This window comes from Microvirga sp. M2 (assembly GCF_047497095.1).
Lineage (GTDB): Bacteria > Pseudomonadota > Alphaproteobacteria > Rhizobiales > Beijerinckiaceae > Microvirga.
Genome location: NZ_CP134063.1, coordinates 3,767,421 through 3,789,195 on the forward strand (window position 1 = coordinate 3,767,421; position 21,775 = coordinate 3,789,195).

The 21,775-nt window shown below is 66.3% G+C and carries 17 protein-coding genes; 7 read left to right on the plus strand and 10 right to left on the minus strand.

All coding sequences use genetic code 11. From position 1 onward, the window contains the following. Positions 1-47 precede the first annotated feature (47 nt). Positions 48-1,043, plus strand: coding sequence for a KpsF/GutQ family sugar-phosphate isomerase (locus tag RE429_RS17895; protein ID WP_414472034.1), 996 nt, complete (start codon positions 48-50; stop codon positions 1,041-1,043). A gap of 174 nt (positions 1,044-1,217) precedes the next feature. On the opposite strand, the gene RE429_RS17900 is transcribed toward RE429_RS17895, so the two are convergent. From RE429_RS17900 to RE429_RS17910, 3 genes are read right to left on the minus strand one after another with little or no spacing between them, the layout of a single operon-like run. Continuing rightward, entirely contained in the window at positions 1,218-1,871 is a 654-nt protein-coding gene (locus RE429_RS17900) for a glutathione S-transferase family protein (RefSeq protein WP_414472035.1), read from the minus strand. Between the two features lie 19 nt (positions 1,872-1,890). Next, a complete protein-coding gene (locus RE429_RS17905) occupies positions 1,891-2,340 on the minus strand; it encodes an NfeD family protein (protein WP_414472036.1) in 450 nt (149 codons plus the stop codon). Then, positions 2,337-3,326, minus strand: a complete 990-nt coding sequence (locus RE429_RS17910) for an SPFH domain-containing protein (RefSeq protein ID WP_414472037.1) — start codon at positions 3,324-3,326, stop codon at positions 2,337-2,339. Before RE429_RS17910 ends, RE429_RS17905 begins: the two co-directional genes overlap by 4 nt. 156 nt (positions 3,327-3,482) lie before the next feature. Here RE429_RS17910 and RE429_RS17915 point away from each other — a divergent pair, with 156 nt between their 5' ends. Next, positions 3,483-4,199 carry an alanyl-tRNA editing protein gene (locus tag RE429_RS17915; protein WP_414472038.1) on the plus strand — a complete coding sequence of 239 codons (717 nt, stop codon included), beginning with the start codon at positions 3,483-3,485 and terminating at the stop codon, positions 4,197-4,199. Between the two features lie 14 nt (positions 4,200-4,213). Here the strand turns inward: RE429_RS17915 and hemH are convergent, their stop codons facing one another. The 3 genes from hemH to RE429_RS17930 form a co-directional block, all read right to left on the minus strand. Continuing rightward, positions 4,214-5,275, minus strand: a complete 1,062-nt coding sequence (gene hemH / locus RE429_RS17920) for a ferrochelatase (protein ID WP_414472039.1) — start codon at positions 5,273-5,275, stop codon at positions 4,214-4,216. 163 nt (positions 5,276-5,438) lie between these two features. After that, positions 5,439-7,595 (minus strand): HWE histidine kinase domain-containing protein, encoded by a 2,157-nt coding sequence (locus tag RE429_RS17925; protein ID WP_414472040.1) that lies wholly within the window; start codon positions 7,593-7,595, stop codon positions 5,439-5,441. A 230-nt stretch (positions 7,596-7,825) separates the two neighbouring features. After that, complete coding sequence (locus RE429_RS17930; RefSeq protein WP_414472041.1) at positions 7,826-9,340, minus strand: bifunctional metallophosphatase/5'-nucleotidase; 1,515 nt, start codon at positions 9,338-9,340, stop codon at positions 7,826-7,828. A 266-nt stretch (positions 9,341-9,606) separates the two neighbouring features. Between RE429_RS17930 and ung the strand changes: the two genes are divergently transcribed. Both ung and RE429_RS17940 read left to right on the plus strand, forming a co-directional pair. Continuing rightward, positions 9,607-10,314 (plus strand): uracil-DNA glycosylase, encoded by a 708-nt coding sequence (gene ung, locus RE429_RS17935; protein ID WP_414472042.1) that lies wholly within the window; start codon positions 9,607-9,609, stop codon positions 10,312-10,314. A gap of 91 nt (positions 10,315-10,405) precedes the next feature. Beyond that, positions 10,406-11,605 (plus strand): aromatic amino acid transaminase, encoded by a 1,200-nt coding sequence (locus RE429_RS17940; RefSeq protein ID WP_414472043.1) that lies wholly within the window; start codon positions 10,406-10,408, stop codon positions 11,603-11,605. A 150-nt stretch (positions 11,606-11,755) separates the two neighbouring features. On the opposite strand, the gene RE429_RS17945 is transcribed toward RE429_RS17940, so the two are convergent. Next, positions 11,756-15,259, minus strand: coding sequence for an indolepyruvate ferredoxin oxidoreductase family protein (locus RE429_RS17945; RefSeq protein ID WP_414472044.1), 3,504 nt, complete (start codon positions 15,257-15,259; stop codon positions 11,756-11,758). A gap of 239 nt (positions 15,260-15,498) precedes the next feature. Here RE429_RS17945 and RE429_RS17950 point away from each other — a divergent pair, with 239 nt between their 5' ends. Then, positions 15,499-16,149, plus strand: a complete 651-nt coding sequence (locus RE429_RS17950) for a DUF1007 family protein (RefSeq protein ID WP_414472045.1) — start codon at positions 15,499-15,501, stop codon at positions 16,147-16,149. Then, positions 16,140-17,150, plus strand: coding sequence for a nickel/cobalt transporter (locus RE429_RS17955; RefSeq protein WP_414472046.1), 1,011 nt, complete (start codon positions 16,140-16,142; stop codon positions 17,148-17,150). The genes RE429_RS17950 and RE429_RS17955 overlap by 10 nt, the downstream gene beginning before the upstream one ends. 16 nt (positions 17,151-17,166) lie before the next feature. Here RE429_RS17955 and RE429_RS17960 read toward each other — a convergent pair whose 3' ends face one another. Beyond that, positions 17,167-18,762, minus strand: coding sequence for a gamma-glutamyltransferase family protein (locus RE429_RS17960; RefSeq protein ID WP_414472047.1), 1,596 nt, complete (start codon positions 18,760-18,762; stop codon positions 17,167-17,169). A gap of 99 nt (positions 18,763-18,861) precedes the next feature. Here RE429_RS17960 and RE429_RS17965 point away from each other — a divergent pair, with 99 nt between their 5' ends. After that, positions 18,862-19,098 carry a hypothetical protein gene (locus RE429_RS17965; protein ID WP_414472048.1) on the plus strand — a complete coding sequence of 79 codons (237 nt, stop codon included), beginning with the start codon at positions 18,862-18,864 and terminating at the stop codon, positions 19,096-19,098. On the opposite strand, the gene RE429_RS17970 is transcribed toward RE429_RS17965, so the two are convergent. Both RE429_RS17970 and RE429_RS17975 read right to left on the minus strand, forming a co-directional pair. Next, positions 19,099-19,470, minus strand: coding sequence for a DUF1850 domain-containing protein (locus RE429_RS17970; RefSeq protein WP_414472049.1), 372 nt, complete (start codon positions 19,468-19,470; stop codon positions 19,099-19,101). Further along, complete coding sequence (locus RE429_RS17975; RefSeq protein ID WP_414472050.1) at positions 19,467-21,764, minus strand: TRAP transporter permease; 2,298 nt, start codon at positions 21,762-21,764, stop codon at positions 19,467-19,469. The genes RE429_RS17970 and RE429_RS17975 overlap by 4 nt, the downstream gene beginning before the upstream one ends. Positions 21,765-21,775 lie beyond the last annotated feature (11 nt).

The following is a 21,775-nucleotide window of genomic DNA, read 5'->3' on the forward strand; positions in this document are numbered from 1 at the left end:
AGGTTTCAGGGTTACCTATGGCCGCCCTCCTATGCTAGAGGGCGGCCATGGCACTTGCACAGACCCAATCCCCTTCGCCCGACCAGGCGGTCGCTTCGGCCCTTCGCACCCTCGACACCGAGCGCGAGGGCCTGACCGTGCTGATGGAGGCCGTCGGCAACGGGCTCGGCCCTCTCTTCACCGCCGCCGTCGAGACGATCGCCTCCGCCAAGGGGCGCGTGATCGTGACCGGCATGGGCAAATCCGGCCATGTGGGCCGCAAGATCGCCGCCACCTTCGCGTCCACCGGCACTCCCGCCTATTACGTCCATCCGGCGGAAGCGAGCCACGGCGACCTCGGCATGGTGCAGGCCGACGACGTGATCCTCGCCCTGTCCTGGTCGGGAGAAACGGCGGAACTCGCCGACGTCATCGGCTATGCCAAGCGCTTCCGGGTGCCCTTGATCGCCTTCACGTCGAGTGCGGACTCGACCCTGGGCCAGGCCGCCGATATCTGCCTGACTCTCCCGAAGGCCAAGGAGGCCTGCCCCAACGGGCTGGCGCCCACCACCTCCACCACCATTCAGCTCGCCCTCGGCGACGCGCTCGCCATCGCGCTGCTCGAGAGACGCGGCTTCACGGCCGAGAATTTCCGCGTGTTCCATCCGGGCGGCAAGCTCGGCGCGCGCCTGAAGCTCGTGCGCGACATCATGCACAAGGACGAGCGCCTGCCGGTCATCGGCCTCGACGCCCGCATGGATCAGGCCATCGAGGAGATCGGCCGCAAGGGCTTCGGCTCGGTCATCGTGGTGAATGGGGACGGCACGCTCGCCGGCATCGTCACGGACGGCGATCTGCGCCGCAACCTCCGCCCCGATCTCGGCAGCCTTCCGGTGACCGCCATCATGACCCGCACGCCGCGCACCATCGCGCCGGATGCCCTGGTGGCCACCGCTCTCGAGATCGAGGAAACCGCGCGCATCACCGCGCTGATCGTGGTCGAGGACGACAGGCCCGTCGGCCTCGTGCACTATCTCGATCTGCTGCGGGCAGGCGCCGCCTGACGGCATCGGGCGTGACATCGAATCCGCATCCGACGCTTTAACATTGTGATCTTGAGCACCTTTCCCCGCAAAACCGGTGCCCACTTCCCGCATCCGATGCTCTCCTCGCTTGAGCATCTTTTCACGAAAAACCGGTTCCCACTTTTGCGTCCGAGGCTCGGGCCTCTCCTTCCGTCAGTCGCGATCCGGGGCTCCGAGCGGAAAGAACGGACGGTAGGGCCTCGCCTCGTCCACGGCCCGGGCGAAGGACGGCCGCGCAAGAAGGCGTTCGCGGCAGGCGCGGACCTGGGCATATTCCTCACCAATCGGGTGCGCCCAATCGGCATAGAACAAGGACGGAGCGGCAGCGCAATCAGCCATGCTGAAGGCCTGCCCGGCCGCCCAGTCGCGCCCGGCCATCGCGCGATCGAGCCAGGCATACGCCGTATCGAGCATTCGCCTCGCCTCGGCGACGCCATAGGGATCGCGGTCCGTCTCCGGGCGCAGACGATCCACCACGATCTTCTGCATGGGCGTCATGACGTAATGATCGAAGAAGCGGTCCATCGTCCGCACGTCGAGGGCCATGCGCGGATCCGCGGGAACGAGCGCCACGGGTCCGGGGTGGAAAAGGCCGAGATGCTCGATGATGATGGTCGCCTCGACCACGGTGCGCTCACCATCGACGAGAACCGGAAACCGCCTGATCGGCCAAAGAGACGCCAGTTCCGCATGCGCCGCCTCGTTGTCGAGCATGCGGTATTCGAAGGAAAGGCCGTTCTCGTAGAGCGCCGTCAGGACCTTCTGGCAATAGGACGAGAACGGATGCGCATACAACGTCAGGGTCATGTGTGTTCGGCTCCCATGATTACGGATCGTCCACGACGAGCGTCGAGCCCTCAACGCGCACGACGCGGACCCTTGCGCCCTTCAGACGGTCGGCGCCCGTGACGCGCCACGAGCTGTCATCGACGCGGATGCGCCCTTCCCCGTCCTTGATCGGCGTTTCGAGCGTGAACACGCGCCCCACGAGGGCCTGGCCGCGCTGATTGAGGTAAGGCTCGCCCTGCTCGGGCAGCGCTTTCGGGCGTGTCACGAACCGCCCCGTGATCACCGCCACCACGGCGAGCAGGGCAAAGACGAGGGCGGCCGCCTGCCAGGAGAGGTCGAGCGCCGCATCGAGCAGGCCCGTCGCGAGCGCGGCAAGCCCCAGCCAGAGAAAGAAGATGCCCGGCGCCAGCAATTCGACGCCGATCAGCACGAGGCCGAGGATGATCCAGCTCCAGGCGCCGAGACCGACGACAGCGTCCCGGATCATGAGCGCTCCGATCCCTTCGCCACCGCAGGCACACTGCGGGCAGGCTTCGAGACAGCCGTACCGCCGTCGCCGCCGAAGACGGATCGGGTGAGCTCCGCGATGCCTCCGAGCGTGCCGGCAAGGCCCGCCGCTTCGATAGGCACGATCACGACCTTCTGGTTGGGAGCCGTGGCGATGCTGCGGATGGCCTCGATGTACTTTTCCGCCACGATGAAATTGGCCGCCGCGAGATCGCCGCGCGTGATCGCGTCGCTGACCATGCCGGTCGCCTTGGCCTCGGCTTCGGCAAGGCGCTCGCGCGCCTCCGCGTCGCGAAACGCCGCCTCCTTGCGGCCTTCCGCCGAGAGGATCAGCGCCTGCTTTTCGCCCTCGGCCCTCAGAATTTCCGACTGACGCATGCCTTCCGCCTCGAGCACGGCGGCGCGCTTCTCGCGCTCGGCCTTCATCTGCCGGGTCATGGCCCCGGCGACATCCGCGGGCGGGACGATGTCGCGGATCTCGACGCGGGTGACCTTCGCGCCCCAGGGGGACGCCGCCGCATCGACGACGCGCAGCAGCCGCTCGTTGATTTCGTCACGGTGAGACAGAAGCTGATCGAGATCCATGGAGCCCACGACCGTGCGGATGTTGGTCGTGGTCAGCACCATGAGCGCCTGGTGAAGATCGGCCACCTCGTAGGAGGCGCGCGCGGCATCGAGGACCTGGAAGAACGCCACCGCATCGATGGTGACGCCCGCATTGTCGCGCGTGAAGGCCTCCTGGCTCGGAACGTCGAGCACCCGCTCCATGACGTTCACCTTCTTACCCACCTGCTCGACATAGGGAACGATCAGGGCAAGGCCCGGGGTGAGCGTGCGCGCGTAGCGTCCGAACCGCTCCACCGTATAGGCATACCCTTGGGGTACCGTCCGCACGCCCATGGCGATCGTCACCACGACGACGAGCACCAGAACGATGACGAAGATGTCGAAACCACCGAGCAGCATGAAACCCCCAAAGCAACGCCGTTGCAGCACGGGCAGGCTATCCGATGGAAGCAGAAGTTCCTAGAGCGTCGTGAAAACTCGGGCCTCTCCCCGCACGACGCACTGGAGGCTTCGTGCCGAGCTGCTATTCTTGCTCCTCATTGTCCGAGGCCCGCCATGCCGCGCTATTTCTGCCAGGATCACCCGGATCGGCTCGAACTCGACGCTCCCGTGCTCGACACGCGGCCCGGCGCGGTCCTGCTGGCGCAATCGCCCTTCTTTCCGGGTGGAGGCGGACAGATCGCCGACAGGGGATCGATCCGATGGTCCGGCGGCGAGAGCCCGGTCGAACGCCTCGAACCCGATGCCAGGGGCTTCTGGCATATCCTTACGGCGCCCGTGACGATCGACGGCTCCGTGCGGATCCAGGTCGAGCCGCGCTTCCGCCGGCTCATGTGCGAGCTGCACACCCTGGCGCATGTCCTCAACAGTCTCGTCTACAGGGATTTCGGCGGTGCGCTGCTGACGGGCGCGCAACTCTCCGCGGACGGAACCTTCCGGGTGGATTTCGACGTGCCGGGAGCCGATCCCGACAGGCTGCGGGCGCTGGACGGCCCCATCAACGACGTGATCCGCCAGGACCTCGCCATCCGCTCCTTCTTTATGCCTTGGGTCGCAGCCGAGGCCGAGCCCGGCCTTTTTCGCAGCAAATCCGTCTCGCCTCCGCCGCAGGAGGACGGATCGGTGCGCATCGTCGAGATCGCGGGCCTCGACCGTCAGGCCTGCGGCGGAACGCACCTGGCATCGACGGGGCAGGCCCGTCCCGTCCGCATCCTCAAGGTCGACAACAAAGGCAGGCAGAACCGGCGCATTCGCGTCGGCTTCGCCGATTGATCAGATCCACCCCTTCAGATCCACCCCTGCAGTTCGCGCTCCACGATGTGGTTGATCACGCGCATGCCTTCAGGGCCATCGTTGAGACAGGGCAGATAGGCGAACTCCTCACCGCCGTTGTGCATGAAGATCTCGCGGTTCTCCCCGTCGAGTTCCTCCAGCGTTTCGAGGCAGTCGGCGGAGAAGCCGGGCGCCACGATGGCCATGCGCTTGACGCCGCTCTTCGCCAGCGCCTCCACGGTCTTGTCCGTGTAAGGCTGAAGCCATTCCGCCTTTCCGAACCGGGACTGGAAGCTCATCCGGAACCTGTCCGCCGGCCACCCGAAGGCCTCGCGCATCAGCCGCCAGGTCTTCACGCACTGGCAATGATAGGGATCGCCCTTGAGCAGGTACTCCTTCGGCACTCCATGGAACGACACGAGGATCACCTCCGGCTCGAAGGTGAGCTTGGCGAGTTCCTGCTTCATGGAAGCGATGACGGATTCGATATAGACCGGATCGTCGTGATAGGGCGGCGAAACGCGGACCGTCGGTTGCCAGCGCATGTCCATCAGGGCCCGGAAGGCGTGATCGCAGGCCGTTGCGGACGTCGCCGCGGCATATTGCGGATAGAGCGGAACGAGCAGGATGCGGTCGCATCCCTGGTCGAGCAGCGCCTGGATGCGCTCGCGCACTTCGGGCTTGCCGTACCGCATCGCCCAGTCGACGGTGACCCTGTCTCCTGCGATGCTCTTCAGATGCTCCGTCACCTTCTCGGCCTGATTGCGCGTGATCGTCTTGAGCGGGCCCTCGTCCAGTTCGTTGTTCCAGATGGAGGCGTAATCGCGGCCCTTGGGGGCCGGGCGCTTGGTGAGAATGATCAGATTGAGGATCGGCCACCAGAGCAGCCGCGGCGTCTCGATCACCCGGCGGTCGGACAGGAATTCCTTCAGGTAGCGCCGCATGGGCCAGTAGGTGGTGCCTTCCGGCGTTCCGAGATTCATCAGAAGCACGCCGATCCGCCCTGCCTTCACGGGCGGATGGTCCACAGGGCACGCGCCCGGGCCGGTTTCGGTCATGCTGACACGTTCGTTCATCGATCAAAGCCCTTTGGCAACAGGGTCCGGGGAGGACCGCGCTCCGAATGGGCCCTAGATAGTGGCTTTTTCCCCGTTACGCCAATGCGTTCTGTTTCACGTTGACGTGGGTCGAGCCTTGAAGGGGGATCAGGTCTTGATGTGATTCAGGTCTTGATGTGATTCAGGTCTTGGCCGAGATCGGCGGGCTCAGATTGGCCGTGGCCTTGAGCGGCGCATCAATGGCAACGCGCAGCCCGGTCGGATGATACTCGACATCGACCTGGGCGTTGAGCTGGGTCGTCAGAACGCGGTGCAGCAGGCGCGAGCCGAAGCCCTGGCGCCCAGGCTGAGAGACGTAAGGGCCGCCGCGCTCCTGCCAGGTCATGGCGAGCCGCTTCTCCTCGCCCTCTCCATGCACGTCCCAGGAGACCGCGACTTTGCCGTTGCGGACCGAGAGAGCGCCGTATTTCGCGGCATTCGTCGTCAGCTCGTGGACGGCCATGCCGATGGGAACCGCGATCTCGGACGGCAGCTCGACGGCCGGCCCTTCGAGGACGATCCGCTCCCCCCTCGAATCATTGTAGGGTTTGAGTTCCTTCTCGAGGATTTCGCGCAGCGGCGCGGTCTGCCACAGGGCCTCGGTCAGCAGGGAATGCGTATTGGCGAGCGAGACGATGCGTCCCACGAAGGCCTTGTAGAAATCGTCGATGCTCGATGTCGAGCGCGCCGTCGCACCCACGACGGCCTGCACGGTGGCGAGCGTGTTCTTGACCCGGTGGTGCAGCTCGCGGATCAGGAAGGATTGCTGGTTCTGCGCCTGCCTGCGCTCCTCGATCTCGTGCTGCGCCTCGCTGTAGAGGCGGCCGTTTTCGAGAGCGATGGCCGCTTGCGCGGCGAGCCCCGTCACGAGGCGCTCGGCGCGCTCGGTGAACGCTCCCGCACGCTCATGCGCGAACAGCAGCAATCCCTGGATCTGTCCGTTTCGCGAAGAGACCGGGACCGCCATGACGCTGCGCACTCTGGCGCCGTCCTGCGCATCGGCCGCCTCGTCAGACGGCCCGAACTCGGGATGCTCGGCGATGTCGTCGAACCGGATGACCCGGCCCTGCTCGAAGACGGTTTCGCAGATCTTGTCGCTGGGCAGCGTCGCAAAGGCCGTACGGGCGCCGCCCGAGGTATAGAGCCCATATTCCTCCGTGCGCGCATCGGCTCCGGAGAGATCGTCCGCGTTGGAGAAATAGGCGCCGGCCTGCGCTCCGGTGAGAAGCACCGCCGCCTCGACCACGTTCTCGATCAGCCGATCCACGTCGAGCTCGGCCGCAAGCGCCCTGCCCGTTCGGTTCAGCACTTCCAGCGCGGCCGTCTCCGCCTGCAACTCGCTCGTGCGAAGTGCGACCTCTTTCTGCAGCAACGCCTCGTTGGCGGCCTGCTCCCGGAACTGCTGGGATGCGAGGGACGTGAGGGCGGCCAGCGCCAGAAGCGCGATCAGCGCGAAGGCGCCGTAGAGCTTCATCTGGACGGTCCACGGCCCCCAATAGGCATCGTTGGGAATGCTGACATTGATGTAGAGCGGCAGCTCCCCGATACGGCGATAACCTCCCGTCCGCTCCTCGCCGCCGCTGCGAAAGGCATAGATTCCGGAGCTGCGGTTACGCTCGACCGCGCGGTCGAGAGCGGCCTTGTCGATGGGCGCGAAGGACAGACCGTCGGCGGGCAACGGCAGCTGGGCGATGATCTGGCCGTCCGTCTCGCGCAACAAAGTCACGCGATTGCCCTTCGGCAGGCGGAGCTTGCCCCAGTACGTCTCGAAATAGGACAAGGCCACGGTGGCCGAGACGATGCCGCGGAATGAATCATCCGGGCCGCTGAGGCGACGGCTGATCATGAAGGTCGGCTGCTGCGTGACCTTCCCGATGATCGGCTCGCCGACGTAAAGCCCCTGGTCCGCCTGGACGTGAGCCCGAAACGCATCCCGGTTCGACGCGTCGGAGGACGGCGCCGGAAACTCGGCTGTCGTGAGCCGCAGGCGTCCGGTGGCATCGTTGAGCCAGAGATTGTCGAAGTATGGAAGCGATTCCTTGACGGCCCTGAGATGCTGCCAATCGGCTCGGGAATTCGCGACCCGATCCCAATCGGCTCCTCCGAACTGCGCCGCCAGCTGCCTGAGGGTCAGATCGGTGACTTCGAGAAGACGGGCCGTATGATCCGCCAGAAAATAGGCGTTGCTGGTGATGTCCTCCTCGTTGCGCTGGATCAGCCGGTTACGCTGCTCCCAGGCGATGTAGCCGAAGGTGAGGAGGATGAAGGCAACCCCGAAGAAGCCCATGACCAAGGTCAAGCGTCCCCGTGCCAGCCGCTGGCGGCGGCGCTTGACCGATAGGCTTGGATGCTCTGGGCGCGGTGGAAACTGCAATGAAACAGGTCGTGTTAGTGCTGCGATTCGCGTCAGGCGGGCCAACATGGCACAGCATCGGCGAGAGATGGAGAGATAAATTATAGACCTCTCCCCCTTGAAAAAGAAACGCCGGGGCTCCGACCGGGCCCCGGCGCGATGTCGGCGAGGAAGAATCAGCGCAGGACGACGCGGCCCTCGACCTTGGGAGCGACCTTCCCGGCCTTGGCCACATAATCGATCACCTGGCTCGCCATGAGCTGGCTGGCCGAAACGTCGATCAGCGACTTGGCGTCGATGAACGTCCGGTAGCCGTCGCCGCCGCGGGCCATGAAGTCGTTGGTGGCGAGCTTGTAGGTCCTGGCAGGATCGAGCGGTTCGCCGTTGATCTTCACCGACTTCACGCGGCTGCCGACCGGTTCCTTCAGATCGACCTCGGCCACGATGCCGGAAACCTGTGGGAAACGGCCTCCGAGCTCGCGCACCTGGCTAACGCCGTTCTCCAGCGCCGCCTTGATCTGTTCGCCCTTCACCTCGATCAGCACGGTGGTATTGCCGAAGGGCATCTCGGCCAGGATGTCGCGCCGGGTCAGCTTCTGGCCTGCCGCATATTGCTTGTCCGCGCGGATGCCGCCGCCGTTGGTGATGGCGACATCGGCCCCGACGGACGCCCTGAGCGCATCGGCGATCAGGTTGCCCATGGCCGCCTCGCCGCCGCGGACCGTGGCGCGGCGGCTGTCGAGAGGCGTCTCGGTCACGCCGACCTCCACGTCCAGCTCCTTGGAGAGCTTGTCCTCGTAGCCCTTCACCACCGCCTCGACCTCCGGATCGGGCTTCACGTCGGCGCTGTCGACGATGCGGAATTTGGGCGTCCAGGTGACGCTGGTCTTGCCGTCCTTCGTCGCCTTGGTGACGGCGAGCTCGATGACGTTGATGTAATTGCCCTGCGATTCCGATTCCGAGAGAACCACCTTGCCGTCATAGAAAGCCAGAAGATGCTCGTCGTGGCCGCTGATGATCACGTCGACGCCGGCGGAACGGGCGACGATCATGTCCACTTCCAGAGGCGTGTGGGCGACGGCGACGACGATGTCGGCCCCTTTCTCGCGCAGCTCCTTGGCCTTGGCGCGCGCCGTGTCGATGGTGGACGCGAACTTGATGTCGCCGGGGCTCGAGGCGATGGGCGTCTCCTCGGTGGTGAGGCCGAAGAAGCCGACCTTGACCCCCTGGACATCGACCATCTTGTCGGGCTTGGTGTTGGCCGGCAGGCCATTGCCGTCGATGATGTTCGTCGCGAGCACGTCGAACTTGGCCTCCGCCATGCGGGCCCGGAAGGCGTCGGGGCCGAGGTCGAATTCATGATTGCCCGGCACCATCGCGTCCACGCCCATGTGGTTGAGGATGTCGATGATGTGCGCCCCCTTGTCGAAGCCCGACAGAAGCGACGGCGAAAGGGTGTCGCCCGCGTGGATGAAGAAGGCGTTGCCCTTCGCCTTCTCCTCCTTGATCACCGTCGCCAGCTTGGCAAAGCCGCCGCGTCCCTTCTCCGCGCTCATGCGGTCGATGTCGTTGGTCTGGACGAAACGGAGGGTCACGGCTTCCTGCGCCAGGGCGGTACCGGAGAGCAGCAGGGACAATCCAAGGAAACCGGCGCGCAGGGCCGCGGAGGGTCGGCTCGTCAACATCATCATAGGTCCTCATGTCGGGCGGCGCCCGTGGCAAGCGGCCGGGAGCCTAGACAGGAAACGTGTCACAGAAGTAACACTCTGTCGATGTCCCCACGCTTGGGAGGCCGGCACGAGGTGCTGCCATTTTCGGCAGGGTCGGCGAGAGCATCGTTCATTGCGGACCCGAAGGGCCGCGTTCGTGAAAACCGGGTCCACTTTTCCGCACGATGCGCTAGAGATCCTGCCCGATGGAGCGAGATCGCTCCCCGTCCCTCCAGGCAAGGCTTTCCATGACCGGTCCCATCAGCAATGCCCTTGCGGAATTCCGCCGAAACAAGCAGGTCGCATCCTGGCTTGCACTCCCCTTCTTCCGGGAGGGCGCCGCCGACCGGGTGGCCGCGAAGGTGGATGCGGTGATCGCCGATGGAGGCCAGGTGCTTCCCCCGCCCGAGGCGGTCTTCACGAGCCTGACGCTGACCCCGCTCGACACAGTCAAGGTCGTGATCCTCGGCCAGGACCCCTATCCCACCCCGGGCGATTCCCATGGCCTCGCCTTCTCCTATCGCGGGGCGCGGCGCCTGCCCGCATCCCTGCGCACGATCCTCGCCGAGATGGCCGCGGATCTCGACGTGCCCGCGCCGAAATCCGGCGACCTGACGAAATGGGCGAGGCAGGGCGTTCTGCTCATCAACACGGCGCTCACGGTGGAGGCCGGGAAATCCGGGGCGCACGTGAAGTTCGGATGGTCGGACCTGGTCGATCAGGCCATCGCGGCCATCTCGGCGCAGCAGCCCGCCGTCGTCTTCCTGCTCTGGGGCGGGCCGGCCCGCAAGCGGGCGGCCCTCGTCGACCGCGCCCGGCATCTCGTGATCGAGGCGGGTCACCCCTCACCCCTCAACCGCCTCAACGACTTCAAAGGCACGCGCCCCTTCAGCCGGGCCAATGCCTGGCTGGCCGAGAAGGGCCTCAAGCCCATCGACTGGCGGCTCGACCCCTGAGCGTCGATGAAGGCCCTTGGAAGAACCTTGTCGAGGGCCGTGCCGGGGAGTAGGTCTCTCCGCAAAGCGACCGCGATATCTGGAGATCAGCATGACGCAATCCCTGTTTGGACATGTCGAGCCCTTTGCGGGCGATCCGATCCTGTCCCTCAACGACAGCTTCAAGGCTGATCCCCGCAACGAGAAGGTCAATCTCAGCATCGGTGTCTATACGGACGAGAAGGGCCGCATTCCCGTCCTCGGCTCCGTCAGGTCGGCCTATGAGCGCATCGGCTTCGCCGAGCGTCCCTATCTTCCCATGGACGGCCATCCCGGCTACCGCGACGGCGTGCAGAAGCTGGTCTTCGGCGCCGCCCATCCGGCGCTCAAGGATAAGCGCGTCGCGACGATCCAGACCATCGGCGGCACCGGTGCGGTCGGCATCGCGGCCGACTTCCTCGCGAAGCATACGCCGGGCCGCACCGTTCTCGTCAGCGATCCGACCTGGGAGAACCATCACGGCCTGTTCCAGCGGGCCGGCTTCAAGACCACGACCTATCCCTATTGGGATCGCGCCCGCCGGTCCGTCGATTTCGACGGCATGATCAAGGCGCTGGAAGCCGCCGATTCGGGCTCCATCGTGGTGCTCCAGCCCGTCTGCCACAACCCGACCGGCGTCGACCTGAGCGAAGAGCAGCAGGCCGCCGTGACCGAGGTCCTCGTCGCCAAGGGGCATATCGCGGTGTTCGACATGGCCTATCAGGGCTTCGGCACCAGCGTCGAGGCGGATGCCGCCTTCGTGCGCCGCTATGCCGCGCGCGCGAGCTGCCTCGTGGCCAATTCCTTCTCGAAGAACTTCTCGCTCTATGGGGAGCGCTGCGGCGGCCTGAGCATCGTCTGCCGCGATGCGGACGAGGCCGAGCGCGTCCTGGGGCAGCTCAAACTCGCGGTGCGCCGCAGCTATTCGAGCCCGCCGATGACGGGCGGCCTTCTCGTGGCCACCGTGCTCGGCAACGACGAGCTGCGCGCGCAATGGATCGGCGAAGTCGACGAGATGCGCACCCGCATGGATTCCATGCGCAAGCTCCTCGCCGGGCAGATCCGCGCGCTGTCGAACGAGGTGGACGTGAGTTTCCTGCTGAACCAGCGGGGCATGTTCAGCTTCACCGGCCTGAGCGAGCAGCAGGTCCGCGCCATGCGCGAGAAGGACGGCGTCTATCTCGTCGGATCGGGCCGCATGTGCGTGGCGGGCCTCAACGAGGAAAACGTCCCGAAGGTCGCGCGGAGCTTCGTGGACGTCAGCCAGGGCTGACCGGGAAGCCGTCGTCCCGGAAAAGGCGAGGATCCGTAAACGCCGACATGACGAGGAGAGGCGCAACCGCCTCTCCCACCCTCCCGCACGATCAGAGGTTATGGATCCCGGGCTCCGCTACGCGGCCCCGGGATAAGGCTTGCCCGGGCCTCATTCCGCCGCGACCGGCATGGGCTGTCGCGGCTCGGCGCGGAACTTCGCCAGGAGGTCGGCTTCTTCGGCCCTGGCGGTTTTGAGATTCCGCTCCTTGACGTGACCGAAGCCGCGGATCTTCTGCGGAACGGCGGCAAGCCCGACCGCGACGGCGTGGTTCTCCGCGTCGAGCCTTGCCGCGATCTCGTCGATCCGCCCGATGAATTCGCGCATCAGCTCGCGCTCGGTGCGTCGCTCGTGCGTGTAGCCGAACGGGTCGAGCGGCGTGCCGCGAACGTGCTTGAACCTCGCCAGAACGCGCATGGCCTTCATCATCCAGGGGCCGAAGCTCATCTTCTTCGGAACGCCGGTAGCGGGATCTCTCCGGGCGAGGAACGGCGGGGCCATGTGGAATTCGTAAACCAGGTTCTCGCCCTCGAAGGTGGAGGCCACCTGCCGCTCGAAATGTCCGTCCGTGTAGAGGCGGGCCACCTCGTATTCGTCCTTGTAGGCCATGAGCTTGAAGAGCGAGCGCGCCACCGTGTCGGTGAGCGCGGTCGAACCCGGCACTGCCCTGGCTTCAGCCTCGCGCACGCGCTCGACCTGCATGCGATAGCGTCCGGCGTAACGTTTGCTCTGATACGCGGTCAGGAATGCGGCGCGCCGATCGATCACCTCGTCGAGCGTGCCGGAGATCGTCCGCTCGTCGCCCGGGGCCTTCAGCTCGCTCATCATGGTCGCGATGAGCTCCGGCTCCGCGGCAGCGCGGCGGCCCCAGGTGAAGGCGGCAAGATTCATCTTCACCGCTTCGCCGTTGAGTTCGATCGCCTTCTCGATCGCCTCGGCATGGATCGGCACCCGCCCGGCCTGATAGGCGTAACCCAGCATGAACATGTTGGCCGCGATCGAATTCCCCAGAAGCGCGGTGGCGATCGCCGTCGCGTCCACGAAGGCGACGCCGTCGTCGCCCGCGGCCCCCTCGATCGCGCGCTTCAGGCGCTCCGTCGGGAGGGAAAAGTCGGCATTGCGCGTGAACTCGCCCGGCATCACCTCGGCGGTGTTCACCACGAGCGCGGTCCGTCCCTGCTTCACGGAAGCGAGCACCTTCTTCGTCCCCGTCACCACGAGATCGCAGCCGAGGACGAGATCGGCCGATTCCGCGCTCACCCGGATCGCATGGATGTCGTCCTGGCGGTTGGCGAGGCGCACGTGGCTGTAGACCGCGCCGCCCTTCTGCGCGAGGCCCGCCATGTCGATCATGCCGAGCCCCTTGCCTTCGAGATGCGCCGCCATGCCGAGGATCGCCCCGATGGTGACGACGCCTGTCCCGCCCACGCCCGTCACGATCACGTTGAAGGTGCGGTCGATGGCGGGAAGCGCCGGTTCCGGCAGCGGACTGAAAGTCCGCCCCTCCGTGGCGACGGTCTCCGGCACGGCCTTCTTCACCTTGGCGCCGTGCACCGTCACGAAGGACGGGCAGAAGCCCTTCACGCAGGAAAAATCCTTGTTGCAGTTCGACTGATCGATCTGGCGCTTGCGGCCGAACTCGGTCTCGAGGGGCTGCACGGCGACGCAGTTCGACTGCACGGAGCAATCGCCGCAGGCCTCGCAGACGAGGTCGTTGATGATCACGCGCTTGTCCGGATCCGGAAACTCGCCGCGCTTGCGGCGCCGCCGCTTCTCGGACGCGCAGGTCTGATCGTAGATCATCACGCTGACGCCGGAAATCCGCGCCAGCTCGCGCTGTACGGTATCGAGATCGTCGCGATGATGGATCGTCATCCGGTCGGGCCAGCGGATCGATTTCGGGTACTTGTCCGGCTCGTCGGTGACGAGGGCGATGCGCTCCACGCCCTCTTCCCGCACCTGACGGGCGATCATGTCGACGGTGAGCCCGCCCTCGTGCTTCTGGCCGCCGGTCATCGCGACGGCGTCGTTGAAGAGGATCTTGTAGGTGACGGTGGTCCCGGTATGGATCGACCAGCGCAGGGCGAGAATGCCGGAATGGTTGTAGGTGCCGTCGCCGAGGTTCTGGAACACGTGTCCGCGGTTGGAGAACGGCGCCTCGCCGATCCAGTTCGCGCCCTCGCCGCCCATCTGGGTGAAGCCGTCGGTCGAACGGTCCATCCACTGCACCATGTAGTGGCAGCCGATGCCCGCATAGGCGCGCATGCCCTCGGGGACTTTGGTCGAGGTGTTGTGCGGGCAGCCGGAGCAGAAATGCGGCACGCGGGTCGCCACGTCGCTCGTGATGTTCAACACCTCCTGCGCATGGCGGAGCCGCGCCACGCGGCCGCGCAGATCGTCGTTGTTGTGATAGGCGAGCAGCCGCTCGCCGATGACGATGGCGATGTCGTGCGGATCGAGCGCGCCCTTGACGGGGAAGAGCCAGTTGCCGGCCTCATCCTTCTTGCCGATGCAGAGCGGCTGGTTGGCGGTGCCGTAGAGTTCCTCGCGCAGCTGCACCTCGATGAGCGAGCGCTTCTCCTCGACCACGATGACCTTGTCGAGGCCCCGTGCGAATTCCAGGAGCTCGGCTTGAGAGAGCGGCCAGGGGCAGGCCACCTTGTAGAGGCGAAGCCCCATGTCGTTCGCCTTCACCTCGTCGAGGCCGAGCTCGTCCAGGGCCTGGCGCACGTCGAGATAGGACTTGCCGACGGTGATCACGCCGATCTTCGGCTGCCGGCCGCCGGAGAGAACGATGCGGTTGAGGTTGTTGGCGCGCACGAAGGCCAGCATGGCATCGCGCTTGAAATCCTGGAGGCGCGCCTCCTGGTCGAGCACACCGTCCCGCGTGCGGATGTTGAGCCCGCCGGGCGGCATGGTGAAATCGTCGGGCAGGACGATCTTCACGCGGTCGAGCGAGCCGTCCACGGAGGCCGTCGACTCGATGTTGTCCTTCACGCATTTGAAGGCCACCCAGGCGCCGCAGAAGCGGCTCATGGCGTAGCCGTAGAGGCCGTAATCGAGAATCTCCTGAACCCCTGCCGGGTTCAGGATCGGGACCATCACGTCGACGAAATGGAATTCGGATTGGTGCGCGACGGTGGAGGATTCCGCCGTGTGGTCGTCGCCCATCAGGGCGAGGACACCGCCGTGTCTGGAGGAGCCCGCCATGTTGGCGTGGCGGAACACGTCGCCGGAGCGGTCGACGCCCGGGCCCTTGCCGTACCAAAGGCCGAAGACGCCGTCGTATTTGCCGTCGCCCCGGATCTCGGCCTGCTGGGAGCCCCAGATGGCGGTGGCCGCGAGCTCCTCGTTGAGGCCGGGCTGAAAGACGATGTTGGAGGCCTCGAGCCATTTCCTGGCCCGCCAGAGGTTCTGGTCCAGGCCGCCGATGGGCGAGCCGCGATAGCCCGAGACGAAGCCCGCCGTGTCGAGGCCCGCGAGCCTGTCCCGCTCGCGCTGCATCAGCAGCATGCGGATGACGGCCTGCGTGCCGGTGATGAACACGTGATCCTTGGTGAGATCGTACTTGTCGTCCAGCGTAACGCTACGAAGCGCCACATGACCTTCGGTCATGCCGTCCCTCCTTGGAGCCCCTGCCCCGCACGCCGGTTCGCCCGGTTCTTGTTGGTTTTATTATTTACGTCAGCAATGCTGACATAACTGCCGAAGTCCGTCAATCGAACAGATCTCGCGAACAGGCCTCGCGGGCAGGTCTCGCCCGAAGCCTTCGTTTCGCCTCCATTAACCTTAAAGCGTCTAGATCCCGGTTTCGCCTCCAGACATCCTGGAAGCGTCGCTTTGGAAGGCAACGCATGACATTCCGCCTTGGTCCCGTCCTCTGCCTCGCTCTCCTGTCGGCAGGGCTCAGCATGCCGGCCGTCGCGCATCCTCATGTGTGGATCACCGCAAGGGCCCAGGTGGTGTTCGCCCCCGACGGCAAGGTGACGGGCATCCGCCATCGATGGACCTTCGACGAGGCCTATACCGCCTATGTCACCCAAGGGCTCGACCGGGACGGCGACGGCAAGCTGACATCGGAGGAGCTGCAGGAACTGGCGGACGAAAACGCAGGCGGCCTCTCGGAATTCGACTACTTCACGACCCTCAAGGTGCATGGAAAGCCACAGGCCTTCGGCGATCCGCGGGAGGCCCGGATGACCATGGACGGCCAGCAGGTCACCATGGACTTCCTGCTGCCCCTGAAGGCCCCGGCCGCCGTGACCGGCGCCCTGGCCATGGAGATCGACGACCCGACCTTCTTCGTCTATTTCAGCCTCGCCGATCAAACTTCCGTGACCTTGGCCAATGCACCGCAGGGCTGCGTGACGAACATCGCCAAGGCCAAGCCGCTCGACGCCGCCATGCTGAAGATCCTCCAGGACGAGGGCGCGGTCCAGGCGACGCCACCGGGCGCGAATTTCAGCGTGGAATATTCGAACAAGGCGATCATCGCATGTCCGTGACGTCCGCTCCGCTCGCCTCCTCCTCCGGCCCGGCACCGTTCTGGCAGAGGCTTGTCCTGGCGGTCGCGGCGGTTGCCGTCGTGGCGGCCGGCATGGGGCTGCTCGCGCTCTGGGTCGGCCCCGTCGGCGCTCCGCCTCCCCGCACTCCCTTCGGCATGGGCATTCGGGAGGCGGCCCCCTCGGGCCATCTCGGGGCCTGGCTGCTCTCCGTCCAGTCCGGTTTCTATGCCAGCCTCCAGGCGAGCGTGCGCGCCATGAAGGAGAGCGGCGCGGCGCTCGGGTCGCTGCTGGCCGTCGGCTTCGCCTACGGGGTCTTCCATGCGGCGGGACCGGGGCACGGGAAGAGCGTGATCGCGGCCTATCTGGTGGCCGACGAGAAGGCGCTCCGCAAGGGCTTCACCTTGAGCTTCGCGGCCGCCTTCGTGCAGGCCATGGTCGCCATTCTCATCGTGGGAACCGTGAACCTCGTGCTGCACGCCACGGCCGCCACCATGAACCGGCTCGCCATGAACGTGGAGCTTTTGAGCTTCATCGCGGTCGCCCTGCTGGGCCTCGCGGTCACCTGGCGCAAGAGCGGCAAGCTCCTCGGCGTCATGGCGCTCGCGCGCAATCCTCTGGCCCCGGCGCAGGAGGAGTGCTGCGATCATGTCCACATGCCGCCGCCCGAGGAACTCGGCCGCCTCACCGGCTGGCGCGACATGGCGGGCGTGGCGCTCGCCGCCGGCATCCGCCCCTGCGCGGGAGCGCTGATCGTGCTCGTCTTCTCCCTGGCGCAGGGCCTGTTCGCCGCGGGCATCGCGGCCACCTTCGCCATGGCTCTCGGGACCGCCCTGACCACCAGCGCCATCGCGGCCATGGCGGTCTTCGCCAAGGCCCTGGCCCTGAGAATGGCGGGCGGCCGGGGAGCCACGGGCGCCGTGGCCGCCGCCGGCCTCGAGCTCATCGCCGCCGCCTTCGTCCTTGTCCTGGGCGCGAGCCTGCTGGCGGGTCTCCTGGGCTGATTCGGGACTGGGCGGATCAAAGCCCCAATGCGCCGCCGTCCGCACGCGGATCGTGCACGGCCTCGACGCGCCCGTTGCGGGGATGCCTTACGAGCATGCCCGCATGCCCCATGGCGTCCGCATAGGAGCGGCCCAGCTCCTCGACCGGATGGCCGTAGCTCGAGAGAACGCGCAGGAGGCTCGGATCGAACCGGTCCTCGACCTTGAGGGTCGAGGACGGCGCCTGCCAGGTCTTGCCGAGGAGCCAGCGCGGCGCATCGACGGCATCGGCGAGGCCCATGCCGAAATCGGCATAGCGCGTGAAGATCTGCCCCAGGATCTGCGGCTGCCCCTCGCCCCCCATCGTTCCATAGGACAGGACGCGCCCGTCATTGAACACCGCCAGCCCCGGGCTGAGCGTGTGGAAGGGCTTTCTCCCCGGCTCCAGGGGGTTCCGGCTGTTCGGATCGAGCGAGAAGCCAAGGCCCCGGTTATGCCAGTGAATGCCGGTCGACGGCAGCACGCAGCCGGAGCCGAAGGACCAGTAGACGGACTGGATATAGGACACCGCCAGCCCGTCCTTGTCGATGCAGCCCATCCACACCGTATCGCCCTCCGCCGGGCGCACCGGCGTGGGAGCGGCGCGGCGCGCATCGATCAGCGCCGCCTCCTTCTCGAACGAGGCGGGCGTGAGGAAGGAGGCGGGATCGAGGGCGAGTTCGCGCGGGTCGGTGACGACCCTGTCGCGGATGGCGGAGGCGCGCTTGGCCGCCTCGATCAGGCCGTGGTGATGCTCCGGCGTTTCGCCGTGCTTCACGGCGAGCCGGGAGAACAGGCCGAGCATGAGAAGCACGGCGATCCCCTGGCTCGGCGGCGGCATGTTGTAGACGGTCGAATGCTCCAGCGTCACCGAGAGCGGCTTCACCACCCGGGCCTGATAGGCCTCCATGTCCTTGCGGGTGATCGGGCTGCCGATGCGCTCCAGGTCCGCCGCGATCTCCCGCCCGACGTCGCCGCGATAACAATCGGCCAGGCCAGCATGGGCGAGCTGTTCGAGCGTATCGGCGAGCCGCGGAGAGCGCCGGACCTCGCCCGCAGGCGGCAGCTTGCCGTCCTTGAGAAAGGCCTCGGCAAATCCGGGCGCCGAGAAGAGCGCCGCCTCCTCCAGCATGCGATTGCGCCCCTCGGCGACGGCGATCCCATAGCCCTCGCGGGCGAGGCGGACGGCATCGGCGAGCAGCATGTCGCGCGGCAATTGCCCGCCGAGCGCCTTCGCGAGCTCCAGCGCGAGGCCCCAGCCGCTGACGGCGCCCGCTACCGTGAGCGCCGCATCGGGCCCGCGCGGCGGGACCCGGTCGTAGCCCTTGTCCCGGTAGCGCTTGATGGTGGCGAGCGACCCGGCCGGCCCCGAGGCGTCGAGGGCATGGACCCGCCCCTTCGGCTCCCGCACCAGCCAGAAGCCGTCTCCCCCCAGGCCGTTCATGTGCGGATAGACGACCGCGATGGTCGCGGCCATCGCCACCATGGCCTCCACGGCGTTGCCGCCGGCGGCCAGGATCGCCTGGCCGGTCTCGGCGGCGAGCTGATGGGGAGCGGCGACGGCGGCGGTCGAGAAAACGGGGGTCTCGGGCATGTTTCCAGGATAAGGCGTTAAGGTGGAATGTCAGGCGAACCTTGCACCGGAGGGGGCGTTTAGGGTAGTCCCTTCCGGCAGAGAATGGAGACTGGAACCGTGGCTCAGGCGAAAAGCACCAACTGGCGCAACCTCATCACCATCATCAGCATCATGGTCCTGGTCGGTGCGGAGGTCTTCGGCGTGGCCATCTCGGCCGGATGGGCCATCGCGGGCCTGTTCGAGCTCGGCCATATCGTGGGCTATGTGCTGATGGGCCTCTTCAGCCTGCTCGCCCTCTATTTCCTGGTCAATCTCTGGCGTCGCTGCGTCGCTGCCGAACCCCTGGCCGGGTGATCAGGGGCTGCCGTCGCAGACCCTCATCGCGACGGGATCGGCCTCCGGCGGCACATAGGCCTCCATCGGGCGGCACCGCCCTTCGATGCAGATCCGCCAATCCGCCGTGGCGCCCGAGCGGCGCATGATCACCTCGCGCCGAGGCGGCACGTCCGGCTTCCAGACCCAGGCGCCGTCGACGAGCCGCGCCTCCGGCGGCGGCTCCATTCCGGCGCCTGAGCCCCTGACCCGCGCTTCCACGAGTTCGAGCCCCGCGGGGGTCGCGCGCCAATCCTCCTCCCAGACGATCTTCTCGACCGAATGCGTCCAGGCAAGGGTCATCGCACTCACCATCAGGGGCGCGACGACCTTGCCCGCGACGAGGCAGATCACGAGCGGGCCATCCCAGTCGCAGCTGGCCGGCGCGCACGCCAGAAATGGAAGCCGAGCACGAGCGCCGCGAGGACGAACCCGACTTCATCCGTGACCGGCAGCGCCAGCACCAGGAAGGCTGCCGCGACGGCCGCTCCGAGGCGCTCCCACCAGGGCATCCTCGCATTGAGATAGCCGACGGAAGCCGCGCCCCACAGCAGCACGGCGAGCCCGGCCTTCACCACCATGTAGGCGACGCCAGCCCAGAACGCGGCGCCGGAGAGCCCCGCCACCGGCTGCATCATGAGGGTAGGATCGTAGACCGCCATATACGGAATGATGAAGCCCGGCAGCGCGATCCGCAGGGCCTGGAACCCGATCTTGAACCCCGAAGCCTTCGCGATGGGAGCGGCCGCGAAAGCCGCCAGCGCCACCGGCGGCGTCAGGTCCGCCATGATGCCGAAATAGAAGACGAACATATGCGAGACGATGAGCGGCACGCCGAGCGTCAGCAGGGCGGGCGCGGCCAATGACGAGGTGATGATGTAGTTCGGGATCGTCGGAATGCCCATGCCGAGAATGAGGCTCACGATCATCGTCAGCACCAGCGAGAGGATCAGCGAGTCGCGCCCGATGGACACCACCCAGTTGCCGAAGATCGTCCCGACGCCGGTGAGCGTCATCGTGCCGATCACGATGCCGACCACGGCGCAGGCCAAGCCGACCGGAAGGGCCTGACGGGCGCCGTCCGCCAGCGCATCACGGCACGCCGCCAGCGTCTCGGGTCCCCCGCGCACAAAGAGGCTCACGAGAACCAGAAGACCGACCAGCAGAAGAACGAGCGTCACGCCGACCCAGAGGAAGGCCGCAGCGATCAGGCCGAGGCCGATCCAGAACACCAGACGCACCGTCTCGTTGACGAGCCCCAGCGCAAGCCCGCCCGCCAGGATCAGCACCACGGTGAGAGCAAGACCGATCGAACCCGCGAACAATGGCGTGTAGCCGGAGAAGAGAAGGTAGACGAGAACCGCCAGCGGCAGGATGAGGTGCCATTTCTCCTTGAGCGCACGGCCTGCGCTCGGCAGTGCCGATTTCGCGATTCCGAGGAGGCCGGCCCGGCCGGCCTCGAGATGAACGGCCAGGAAGGCGGAGGCGTAATAGAGAAGGGCCGGAATGATCGCGGCCTTCACGATCTCGACGTAAGGCACGTCGATGGTCTCGGCCATGATGAAGGCCACTGCGCCCATGACCGGCGGCATGATCTGGCCGCCCATGGAGGCGGTCGCTTCCACACCACCCGCGAATTCCGGTTTATAGCCGAAACGCTTCATGAGCGGGATGGTGAACTGCCCCGTGGACACCACGTTCGCCACGCCCGAGCCGGAGATCGTGCCCATGAGCGCGGAGGAGAACACGGCCACCTTCGCGGGCCCGCCCCTGGCGCTGCCGAACAGCCCCATCGCCACATCCGTGAAGAGCTGAATCATGCCTGCGCGTTCAAGGAATGCGCCGAACAGGATGAAGAGGAAGATATAGGTCGCAGAGACCAGTGTTGGCGTCGCGTAAAGCCCTTCGGTGCCGAAGGACATGTGCTCGATCACCTGTTCGAGCGAGTACCCGCGATGGTCGAAGGGAGCTGGCAGATAATTGCCGAACAGGCAATACGCGAGAAAGACGCCGGCAACGATGGGGAGGGCCGGTCCCATGACGCGCCAGACGAGATAGAAAAGAATCGCGATGGCCGTGATGCCGACGACGAGATCTGCCTGCGTGAGTTCGCCGGCGCGCACGACGAGCTGCTCATAAAGCGCCCAGTGATAGACGCCGATTCCGAAGCCGATGAACCCGACGACCCAGCCGAGTGTCCGTGTGGCCCGGCTGCGCGCCTTGTGGTTTGCCAGCATGGCACCCGCCACGAGGCAGAGAAAGCCCACGTGCAGGGCGCGGACCACCTGGCTCGGCAGGCTGCCCGGAAACTTGAAGATGAGTGCATAGGCGGCGGCGAGCGCGATGAGCGCCAGCGCCCCGTCGATCACGCTGCGGCCGTTCAGGCGCTGAAAGACGAGCCAGCCGGCCCATACGACGAAAGCCGCGCCGATGAGGTAGAGCGGCGTAATATTGGCGATGATCGGATGATCGAGGGGGATGCCGAAGGCCGTGACGATCTGGAACGCCGAAAACGCCACCGCGATCCAGAAAAGGAATTTACCCGGGATACCCTCGCCGAAATTCTCCGGCAGGCCATGCTCGGGATTGGCAGGCGCGGACGGCTGCTCGAGCGTTGCGATCTCGGACGCATTCATGCCCTGGCTCATGGAGTCCCTCT